At 53.8% G+C, this 10,977-nt stretch carries 10 protein-coding genes; 9 read left to right on the plus strand and 1 reads right to left on the minus strand.

What is annotated here, in order from left to right; all coding sequences use genetic code 11:
• Positions 1-171 precede the first annotated feature (171 nt).
• The 6 genes from argC to Q3886_RS05225 all read left to right on the plus strand — a co-directional run bounded on the left by argC (position 172) and on the right by Q3886_RS05225 (position 5,434).
• Positions 172-1,119, plus strand: a complete 948-nt coding sequence (gene argC / locus Q3886_RS05200; protein WP_301860109.1) for an N-acetyl-gamma-glutamyl-phosphate reductase — start codon at positions 172-174, stop codon at positions 1,117-1,119.
• 79 nt (positions 1,120-1,198) lie between these two features.
• The gene (gene argB / locus Q3886_RS05205; RefSeq protein ID WP_301860118.1) at positions 1,199-2,083 is read left to right on the plus strand and encodes an acetylglutamate kinase; all 885 of its coding nucleotides are present in this window, start codon (positions 1,199-1,201) and stop codon (positions 2,081-2,083) included.
• Between the two features lie 38 nt (positions 2,084-2,121).
• On the plus strand, positions 2,122-3,294 hold the full coding sequence (locus tag Q3886_RS05210; RefSeq protein WP_301860110.1) for an acetylornithine/succinylornithine family transaminase: 1,173 nt from the start codon (positions 2,122-2,124) through the stop codon (positions 3,292-3,294).
• A 75-nt stretch (positions 3,295-3,369) separates the two neighbouring features.
• Positions 3,370-4,515: an aminotransferase class V-fold PLP-dependent enzyme gene (locus Q3886_RS05215; protein WP_301860111.1), complete on the plus strand. Its 1,146-nt coding sequence runs from the start codon at positions 3,370-3,372 to the stop codon at positions 4,513-4,515.
• A 33-nt stretch (positions 4,516-4,548) separates the two neighbouring features.
• Positions 4,549-5,142, plus strand: a complete 594-nt coding sequence (yedF, locus tag Q3886_RS05220) for a sulfurtransferase-like selenium metabolism protein YedF (protein ID WP_301860112.1) — start codon at positions 4,549-4,551, stop codon at positions 5,140-5,142.
• A gap of 1 nt (position 5,143) precedes the next feature.
• On the plus strand, positions 5,144-5,434 hold the full coding sequence (locus tag Q3886_RS05225) for a DUF3343 domain-containing protein (RefSeq protein ID WP_301860113.1): 291 nt from the start codon (positions 5,144-5,146) through the stop codon (positions 5,432-5,434).
• A 51-nt stretch (positions 5,435-5,485) separates the two neighbouring features.
• Here Q3886_RS05225 and Q3886_RS05230 read toward each other — a convergent pair whose 3' ends face one another.
• Complete coding sequence (locus tag Q3886_RS05230; RefSeq protein WP_301860114.1) at positions 5,486-6,508, minus strand: LacI family DNA-binding transcriptional regulator; 1,023 nt, start codon at positions 6,506-6,508, stop codon at positions 5,486-5,488.
• 140 nt (positions 6,509-6,648) lie between these two features.
• Here Q3886_RS05230 and Q3886_RS05235 point away from each other — a divergent pair, with 140 nt between their 5' ends.
• From Q3886_RS05235 to Q3886_RS05245, 3 genes are all read left to right on the plus strand, one after another.
• Positions 6,649-7,707, plus strand: coding sequence for a nicotinate-nucleotide--dimethylbenzimidazole phosphoribosyltransferase (locus Q3886_RS05235; RefSeq protein WP_301860115.1), 1,059 nt, complete (start codon positions 6,649-6,651; stop codon positions 7,705-7,707).
• Positions 7,708-7,709: 2 nt separating this feature from the next.
• Complete coding sequence (locus tag Q3886_RS05240; RefSeq protein WP_301860116.1) at positions 7,710-7,913, plus strand: toxin-antitoxin system antitoxin subunit; 204 nt, start codon at positions 7,710-7,712, stop codon at positions 7,911-7,913.
• Positions 7,914-7,968: 55 nt separating this feature from the next.
• On the plus strand, positions 7,969-10,977 hold a 3,009-nt coding region (locus Q3886_RS05245), incomplete at its 3' end, for a leucine-rich repeat protein (RefSeq protein WP_301860117.1).

Below are 10,977 nucleotides of genomic sequence, written 5' to 3' on the forward strand. Positions count from 1 at the left end.
ATATAGATACAATTTAAAAACTGCACCGCATTATTTTTATGTACAAGTTTGCCCGCTATTCTTGACAAGATATTAAAATGCACCTATAATGAATAAAAATCCAACATATACTATGCGCCGTATGCTGTATGGGCGAGGCGCAATTCTACGAGATATAGGAGTGTAGCAACAGTGAAGACAAAGGTATTTATTGATGGGCACGAAGGTACGACGGGCCTGCGCATTCATGAACGGCTCAGCAGCCGCAGCGATATTGAATTAGTTCCCATTGCCGAAGACAAGCGGAAAGATCCGGCTGCCATTACGCAGTGCCTGAAGGAAGCGGATATTGCGTTCCTGTGCCTGCCGGACAGTGCGGCCAGGGAAGCTGTCGCTCTGGCAAAAGACTGCGACGTGCGGATTATTGACACGTCTACGGCGCATCGGACGGCTGAAGGCTGGACTTATGGCTTTCCGGAACTGTCGTCTCATCAGAGCGAAGACATTGCCAAAAGCTCCCGCGTCGGCAATCCCGGCTGCCATGCCAGCGGCGTTATTTCCCTCATACAGCCTCTGGTACAGTCCGGCATGATGCCCGACGATTACCCTGTGTCGGCTGTGTCCCTGACGGGCTACAGCGGCGGCGGCAAAAAGATGATCGGCCAGTATGAAAGTGCCGACAAGGGAACAGACCTGTTTGCGCCCAGGCAGTACGGCCTGGTGCAGCAGCACAAGCATCTGAAGGAAATTGTCGCTGTCTGCGGTCTCAGTCAGGCACCGGTCTTTACGCCGATTGTCGACGATTATTACAGCGGCATGGAAGTCATGATTCCGGTCTTCACGAAGCTGCTGAACGGCCAGCCTGGAAAAGACGACATCTGGCAGATTCTGGCGTCCCATTATGAAGACTGCCCCTTTGTTCATGTCGTGCCGGAAGATGCGGATATGGGCGGCTTTATTGCGGCCAATGCCATGAGCGGCTATGACGATATGAAGATTCTGGTCAGCGGCAACGATGACCGCGTCGTTTTGACATCGCTGTTTGACAACCTGGGCAAAGGCGCGTCAGGCGCAGCTATTCAGAACATGAATATCATGATGGGTGTCGATCCGACGACGGGCCTGAATCTGTCGAAGTAAGTCCGATTATTATATGTATCTAAACTACAACTGGGGGAGTACTGGCATGTTTGAACGGAAAAACCTGATTTCCGATGATATTGCATCGGTAACGAATGCGCAGAAAGCGCAGATTCTGACGAATGCCCTGCCATATATTAAAAAGTACAGCGGCAAAATCGTCGTCGTCAAATACGGCGGCAATGCCATGGTAAATGAGGACCTGAAAAAAGCCGTCATGGGTGATATTGTACTGTTGAATCTTATTGGCGTCAAAGTGGTTCTCGTTCACGGCGGCGGCCCGCATATCAAGGAAGTTCTCGATAAAATCGGCATGGAATCGAAGTTTATCGACGGCCTGCGCGTCACTGACGGGCCGACGATGAAAGTCGTGCAGATGGTACTGGCCGGCCAGGTCAATAAAGATCTGGTCAACCTCATTGGCTCTATTGGCGGCAAGGCTATTGGCCTGTGCGGTCTTGACGATCAGATGATCAAGGTTCGTCAGCAAAGTGAGGAACTGGGCTATGTCGGAAAGATTACGTCCGTAGACGTATCGATTATCAGGGACAACCTTGACAAGGGGTATATTCCCGTTATTTCGACAATCGGCACCGATACGGAAGGGCAGGCTTACAACATCAATGCCGATACGGCAGCGGCAGAAATTGCCGGCGCCCTCAATGCGGAATGTATGCTGTCCATGACCAATATTGACGGCGTTCTCCGCGACCAGCATGATCCCGATTCGCTGATTACGGATATTACGCTGGAACAGGCTGACGCGCTCAAACAGGAAGGCATCATTGCCGGCGGCATGATTCCCAAGGTCAAGTGCTGCACCGATGCGATTCGAGCCGGCGTAAAACGCGTATTTATTATTAATGGTACCGTTCCTCATGCGATTCTTATTGAACTGCTGACGGAAGAAGGTCTGGGCACCATGTTTGTCAGCCATTCTTCTGAAGTAGGCAAGAGAAAATAATACGGGAACAGGACGAAGAAATCAAGGGGGCATCATCAATGGCAATGGATTTTGAAACGATGGACAAGGAATATATCGTCAATGTGTACAATCGGCTGGACGCCGTTATTGACCACGGCAAGGGCTCTATTTTGTACGACGTAAACGGCAAGGAATACATCGACTTCAGCGCCGGTATTGCCGTCAATATTTTCGGCGTATGCGATGACGTATGGAAACAGGCCGTCATTGACCAGCTCAATAAACTGAGCCATATTTCCAATGTATTTTATACGGAACCGCAGGTACTGCTGGCTAAAATGCTCTGCGAACGGACGGGCATGAAGAAGGTTTTCTTTGCCAATTCCGGTGCGGAAGCCAACGAATGTGCCATCAAGACGGCCCGCAAGTACTCGCACGATAAATACGGCGAAGGCCGCTATACGATTATTACCCTGAAAAACAGCTTCCATGGCCGTACCATGGCTACGCTGACGGCATGCGGTCAGGAATCGCTCCATGAAGATTTCGGTCCCTTCCTGGACGGGTTTGTCTATGCTGAACCGGACAACTTTGAATCGGTCAAATCCCTGGCTGAATCGCATAAGGTCTGTGCCGTCATGATGGAAATGGTACAGGGCGAAGGCGGCGTCCATCCTCTGGACCCGGCTTTTGTCAAAGCTGTTGAAGAATATGCCCATGCTCATGACATTCTGGTCATTGTCGATGAAGTACAGACCGGCAACGGCCGCACAGGGGCGCTGTATGCCTACATGAACTACGGCATTCATCCTGACATCGTCACGACGGCCAAAGGGCTCGGCGGCGGCCTGCCTTTTGCGGCAGTTCTGTTTGCTGATTCGTGCCAGCATACCCTGACCGATCATACTCATGGCTCGACTTTTGGCGGCAACCCGATCTGTGCTGCCGGTGCCATTTCCATTCTCAAGCGGATTGATGACCCGCTTCTGGCCGATGTGCGGGAAAAAGGCGCATACATTAAGGCTCAGTTAGAAGCCTGCCAGAATGTGGAAAGCGTATCCGGTATGGGTCTCATGATTGGCGTCAAGTTGAAAAAAGATCTGGCAACTGTAGTCAACGAATGTGTCGACAAGGGCGTTCTCGTCCTGACGGCCAACGGCCTTCTCCGTCTCCTGCCGCCTTTGAATATTCCCTGGGATGTATTGAAAAAAGGCATGGCCATCGTCTGCTCGGTTATTGACGAAAAATAGGAATATAGTATACTGAAACCGGACCTGTCTATATTGCTGGTCCGGTTTTTGCATGGCGGAAAGTGAGGCGAGACCATGTACTATTTTGACAACGCAGCGACGACGGCGCAGAAGCCGCCGGAAGTGGCTCTGGCCGTATATAATGCACTGCGGTCAGGCGATCTGGGAAATCCGTCCCGCGGTGCCCACGGCTATTCGCTGAATGCGTACCGGCATGTGCTGGAATCCAAGGAGCTGATTAAGGCACTGTTTCACGGCGAAGACGACTATGAAGTGGCCTTTACGCAGCATGCTACAGAAGCGCTGAATATGACGCTGAAAGGGCTGATTCACCGCGGCGATCACGTCCTGACGACGACGTGGGAGCACAATGCGGTTCTGCGCCCGTTGTATCAGCTGGAAGACGCCGGCGTGGCGCTGGATTTTATCAGCAGTGATCCCCTGACCGGGGCCCTGCGGTATGAAGAGTTTGCCCAGAAAGTGCGGCCTGAAACGACGTACGTGGTCTGCAATCACGGTTCCAATGTGACGGGAAACGTATTGGATTTAGGATGGATCAAGCAGTTCTGCAAAGACCATTCTCTGGGACTTATTGTCGACGTGTCTCAGACAGCCGGTGCCATGCCCATTGATATATCTGACGGCATCGTGACGGCCCTGTGTTTTACAGGGCATAAGTCCCTGTACGGGCCTGCCGGTACCGGCGGCATCTGCATCCGCCGCGACGCCGATGTGACGCCGTGGATGACCGGCGGTGATGGCATCCATTCCTTTGAACGGGAACAGCCTCATACGGCGCCGGCTGTCTTTGAAGCAGGCACAGCCAATGTGGCCGGTATTATGGGTCTGGCTGCGTCAGTACAGCTGCTGCTGGACGGCGGCCTGGAAAAAGCGGCTGCCCACCGCCGGCAGCTGGAAGAGCTGTTCGTGCCAGCTGTGCAGTCCCTGCCTGGCGTCACGCTGTACGGCGATTTTACAGGGCTCCGGGTCGGCACATATTCCCTGAATATTGAAGATGCCGAGTCGGCTGTCGTCGGCGATATGCTGTGGGAACGGTTCGGCATGGCCACGCGGGCCGGTTTTCACTGTGCGCCGCTGATGCATAAGGCCCTTCATACGGATGTGCAGGGAGCCGTACGGTTTTCCTTTTCCCTGTTTACGTCGGCCCGGGACGTGCAGGAAGCTGTCGAAGCCCTGCGGGCGCTGGATGGAATGATATAAGAACTGTGTGATACATAGTAAGGAGGAATAAGAATGTTTACATTAAATGCTATCGGCAAGGCCTGCCCGCTGCCGGTTATTGATGCCCATAAGGCACTGAAGGAACACGATGCTGTAGAAATTACGGTAGATAATCAGATTGCGACGGAAAATCTCCGCAAACTGGCGACGGAAATGAACTGCGACTATACGATGACGCAGGAATCGCCGACGCATTATACGGTACAGCTCGTCAAGAAGGGAAACGGCACGGCGCCGGCTCCGTCTGTGACGGCAGCAGCCAGCCAGAATGACGGCTATATTGTCGTCGTCAACTCGCCATGCATGGGCGTCGGCGACGAAGCTTTCAGCAAACAGCTGCTGAAGACCTTTATTTATACTCTGACGGAACAGGATGTCCTGCCGTCGGCAATTATCTTCTACAACGGCGGCGTGCCCCTGGTTACGAAGAATTCGGAATCTCTGGAAGACCTGAAAAAACTGGCTGACGCCGGCGTTTCCATTTATGCCTGCGGCGCGTGCTTGAATTACTACGGCCTTACCGATCAGGTTGCTGTCGGCGAAGTGACCAATATGTACCGCATTATTGAACTCATGCGCACGGCACCGCGCATTGTCCGTCCGTAAGATGGAAAGGGAACACTATGGCGTAGCTCTCGTGAGCGATACGAAAGAGGCCATGAAAGCGGGAGAAGCAGGAAAGCGGAAGGGACTGACGGTCCGCATTATTCCCACGCCGGGACGGCTCTATGGGAGCTGCGGCTTTTCACTGAAATACGCCCTGTCTGATGAACAGGCGCTGTGCGAACTGTTCCGCTGTCTTCGCCTGTCAGCGCCCGTTCTCTATCATGCCGAACGGCAGGGTCTTTCCGTGACCTATGCGCCCGTTTTTTCACCAGATTTGCATGAGTCCGTATAATACAACAATACCCCGGGAAGCACTGGCTTTCCGGGGTATTTTGTATGAAAATCAGCTGTTTTCAGCCGGTGAGGACTGAGCAATAATTTCAATGCCGTCTACGTACTGTACTGTCGGGTTTTCTGCTTTCTTTTCAATGAGATTTACGATCAGGTGCAGAAGCTGTTCGCCAATATGGCCCATGGGAATATCGATGCGGGACAGTGACGGAATGGCGTAATCGTTGAATTCGGCCATGTTGATGCCGATGGTAAAGACTTCGACGTCGCCAGGAATGGATATGCCCATTTCGTGGCAGGCATAGAGCATGCCGTGTGCCAGCACGTCGGATTCACAGAACATGGCCCGCGGCAGGCGATGGGTTTCTGCCAGCTGCCGTGTCGCTTCAATGGCGCTGGCTGAGGACGTCGTGCACAGGCAGATGCGGTCCTGCGGAATCGGATGACCTGCACGGGCAAAGGTATCAATAAATCCGTCCATCCACGTGCGCATAATGGGAAAGGCCGTATCGTGGGTCAGTACGCCGGCGTCGTAAAGTCCTTTTTTCAGAAAATGCCGGGCTACGCGGCAGCCCACTTCGTAGTTGTCCATGGTAACGCTGCTGTACTTGGGAGATTCCCGGTTGAACAGGACAACGGGACAGGACAGGTCGCAGCTGTTCAGGTACTCCATGTCCTTGTCTGACATGTTGGCAATGATGATGCCGTTAAAAAATTCGTTGCGCGTCGTTTCCATCTGCTTTTGCAGGTGATCTACTTCATAGGGGACGACCGTCAGGTGGACGACTTTATTCTGGCGCATAATTTCCCTCTGAATCCCCAGGGTAATGCGGGCCAGGTAATTAATACGAAAGTCTGTGGCCCAGTAAAAGGCGATGGCATAACTGTCTTTATGGGCAGCCCGCAGTTTTTTTGCCGACTGGTTGGGAACGTATTTCAGCTGTTGTGCAATCTGATGAATCCGGTCCTGCGTTTCCTGGGAAATTTTCCGTTCCCGTCCTTTGCCGTTCAGCACGATGGAAACGGTGGCAATGGATACACCGGCTTCACGGGCAATATCTTTAATTGTAGACATATGCAACCTCCTTATATCTTTTTATTGTAAGATAAAACAAGATAGCTTTCAAGGCTGGAACGGTGATTTTTGCGGGAATATATCCGTACGAGACTAAGTATGATACAATATACATACAAATGAAGGGAAGGAGAAAGGGTATGGAGATAACCGGAAAAGAGACGGAATCCGCCGCTGCCCAGGCAGCAGAACGGCTGCGCAATCTGGCCAAGCCGCCAGGCAGTCTGGGATTGCTGGAAGCCCAGGCTCAGCAGGCCCTGACAGCGTGGGGAACGGTACCGGCGCAGGTCCGGGCAAAACACATTATTTTTGCTGCCGACAACGGCGTCGTCCAGGCCGGCGTCGTGGCCCAGCTGGCAGCGATTACGTATATGCAGTGTCGCCACATGCTGGAAGGGACGTCGGCTGTAACCTGCTTCTGCCGGGCCAACGGTATTCCCTATGAAGTGGTCGATGTGGGCATTGACAGTGCTGACGCCGTCGGCATGGACCGGAAAATTGCCAGGGGAACGCGGAATTTTGCCGTCGAAGCAGCCATGACGGACGAGCAGTACCAGCAGGCCCTGTCTGTCGGTGCCGAACGGGTTGAAGCGGCCTGGAAGGACGGGTATAATCTGTTATCTTTCGGTGAAATGGGCATTGGCAACACGACGACATCTGCTGCCGTTCTGACGGCTCTGGCACCGCCTGGCAGTGACATGCTGGCCGGCTATGGCTCGGCCCGGGGTAATTACGGCCTGGTTCTGCGCAAACGCCGCGTTATCCGCCAGGCTCTGGACCAGTATCCCTGGATTCGCCAGTCGCCGGCAGAAGCGCTGCGCTGTGTCGGCGGCTTTGATCTGGCTGCTTTGTGCGGCGCCATGATGGCCTGTGCCAAAAGGCATATTCCCTTTTATATAGACGGCTTTATTACGGCTGTCGCTCTGGTCTGTGCCGTGGCCATGGAACCTTCAGTCCGGCAGGTCGCCTTGCCGTCGCACTTGTCCCGGGAGCCCGGCATGGCCATGGCCCTGCGGCTGTGCGGTATTGATGAATACGATGTGCCCATTCAGGCCGGCATGTCCCTGGGCGAAGGGACCGGCGCCGTTCTGGGAGTCGTATTGCTGCGGACCATGATGTATGCCGTAACCCACATGGCCACGCTGGACGATATCAATGCAGCGGCGCAGCGCCATGAACAGGAACAGCAGAAGGAGTGAGAATGATGGATGAAGACATTCGCAGACAGGGAGCCGCCATTTTCCGCCGCCTGGGGCTGTCGGAAGAGGAAGCGGTGGAATTATTTTACAAGCGGACTATTGCTGCCGGAAAATTGCCTTTTGCCGCGTCAGGACCTGCCTCTGGACAGCAGCGGCCCAGGAAAAAGCGCATGAATAAACGATTTGCCGAATGGGATGCCTTTTAGGCTGTTTTACTGGAATACAATAGGATGCAGAAAGGATGAATGAACCATGTTTTGTATGAACTGCGGAAAAGAAATACCTCAAGGCGGCAAGTTCTGCCCCTTCTGCGGGACTGCTGTCCCCAAAGAGGCCCTGGACCAGGCAGCAGCGCCGGCTGCGGAAACTGCGTCTGCTCCGGCTGCCAGCGCTCCGGCACCGGAGCCCAAGGCAGAAGCACCGGCTCCGGTACTGTCCGAGTATAACGGCGAATGGATAGAATCTGAGCAGGCCTATGTATTTGATCTGGATGGATATACCCTGTCCTTTGGCAAGGAGCACGTCGTCTATGGAAATGTGCGGAACGTCTTTCTGCCGCTCTGGCAGGAAGGGCGGCAGCAGGTGGATGCGCTGTATGAACAGGCCGATTCTGTAGAAACGGTTCTCGGTGCCTATTACAGCATGGAATTTCTGCGGCGCGCTCTGGCCGTGCCTATTCAGCGGGCTCTGGATATTTGTGCGGAATACGGCGAGTTTGATATTACGGAAGCGGCAGTGCTGCAGACGCCGTCTCTGCGGCTTCAGGGCGAAGAACGGAGCGTCATTTCGGCCTGGGAACTGGGGATTTCGCCGCTTCTGGAACAGTATCAGGCCATTTGCCAGGCAGCTCAGAATGAACGGGAACGCCGGGCATACCGCAAGGAAACGCGCATGCGTCTGGAAGGCGGCGGCTTTGGCCTGACCGGTGCGCTCACAGCGATTGCCAAAGCCGGGGCCTTTAATATTACCAGCGGCGCCGCACACAGCGCTTTCAATGCCGTCGGCAATGCCCTGACCGGGGCGGCAGAAAAACGGCAGTTAAAGACGCTGTTTCAGTCGAGAGCGACGAGAGACGCTATGAAACAGGCTTATGACAATGCCTTTTCCACGCTCATGGCGTTTGTAACCCACCGCCTGGGCGGCAGCGAACTGACGAAGTCAGACGTCGAAAAGGGCAAGCTCATTCTGGCCAATATTGAAAGTGGCCGCATTGCCGGCGCGCAGATACCCCATGCGATTCTGGAAGGGCTCCTGGCCAATCCCTTCAATGAAGACCTGTATAAGGCCTATATGAAATATGTGCCTGACACGAATGGACGGCTCAATAAGATTGCCGAATTATTCAATATGGAAGACCGTATCAGCAAAGGGAAAGAAGAAATTCTCAGTGCCTGGATTGAGGGCTGTGATGAAGAGCAGCGGGACCGGCTGGAAGCGCTGCAGAATATTGCCCAGGGCCATGCGACGGAAAAGGGACTGGACGTATATCTGCGCCTCGACGGACTGGCTCATATGGATGAAGATGCAAATCTTCTCTGGGACTGGTATGCAAAAATGGGCGAAGAAGAAGTGCTGGTCATGGCCAATTTGTCTCAACAGGCCCATGACGATTACGAAATTCTTCAGGAATGCTGGGAACGGCCGGTGAAAAAAGGCACCATTCCCTATGCTGCTCTGGCGGGCAATCCCATGACCGAGTATACTGTGCCTGACGGCGTGACAGAAATCGGTGAATATGCTTTTGCCGACTGCCATAATCTGAAGTCCCTTGTCCTGCCCGAAAGCCTGCGTCACATTGGGCCCTGTGCCTTTGTCGGCTGCGGTGCCCTGACTGAACTGGTCCTTCCGGCCGGCGTAGAAACGTACAGTGCCGATGCCTATACGACAGAAGGCGGTACGGTGCGCTTTGCCGGTGAGCCGGAAATTACGGGAGACATAGAAGACTTTGACGGCAGCGACGCAGTCTGGGATATTCCGCTGTGGGGCAAACTGTATACGTGGTGCAGGGAAAAGAACCTTCTGCAGCAAACGACCATATACTGCCAGGAAGACGGCAAAGATGTGCTGCCCCTGCGGCCGGAAGACGGCTTTTACCTGCGGGATTACTGGAAATATCCCCCTCTTTCCGTGCGGCAGCAGGAACGGAAAGAAGATGAGGAATTTCCTATCGTCGAGGTCTTGAATACATTCCGGCCCTGCAAGGCTATTGACGCAGAAACCTTTGTAGGTGCCGATATTACCTATGCTGTCGTTCCTGATGATGTACAGGTTATTGGCAGCCGTGCCTTTTATGGGTCCTATCTTACGGAAATCCAGCTGGGTCGGAACGTCGTTCGTCTGGAACCGTCAGCTCTGGCCGGATGTACGTATCTGCGGGAAGTAATGCTGCCGGAAGGGCTGCAGTTCGTCGGTGACCGGGCCTTTGCCGGGTCCTTTTTCCTCGATCATCTCCAGGCCCTGCAGAAACACTGCCATATTGGCGATGATATTTTTGACGGCATGGCTGTCGTCGTAGAATGTCTGCCTGACAGCGACTGGGAACGGTGGTGCCGGGACCATGACGTGCGTTATTTCTATCACGGCCAGGCCAATCCTTACGAAGCACTGCTGCAGCGGCGGCGCAAGATCGTCAGTGAAGAAGGGCTGTATGTACGGAGAAATTATCTTTCCGATTTGAAGAAGTGGAAAGAAGGGGCCCAGCCGGAAGGGAAGACGAAAGGCTTCTTTGGCTGGAGCAACAGCAGCCGGAAATACCAGCTTCTGTTCCAGGCCGAAGCCAATGGAGATGATACAGAACTTTTGAGTGACATTATCCGGAATGGCGGCAAGCACCTGACCGGAAAATCCCGGGACGGCAAGCGCAAGATTACGATTGATCCCGTTACGGTAGACGACAGCATGATCGCCACTGGCGCCCTTATCGGTGCAGAAATGGTATATTTCGTGGCAGAAGAAGCGGAATACATCAGCACCTATGCCTGCTATCATGCCCATATGGTGGCGTTCTGCGGCGAAGAAGTAAAGGAAATATGGGAACATGCCTTTGACGGCTGCGACCACTTGTCTGTCGTAATCCTCGGTGATGAGCTGACGCGCATTGAAGACCGGGCCTTTGCCAACTGCCCGCAGCTGGAAGTGCTGTATATTCCGTCGTCTGTAACGGAACTGGGCCAGGACGTATTTGCCGGCACTCCCGTGACGATTCGCTGTGAACAGGGAAGTGCTGCAGAAGTGTATTGCCAAGACCACGGTATTCCCACCGTACCGGTA

The organism is uncultured Megasphaera sp. (assembly GCF_958350005.1).
Lineage (GTDB): Bacteria > Bacillota > Negativicutes > Veillonellales > Megasphaeraceae > Megasphaera.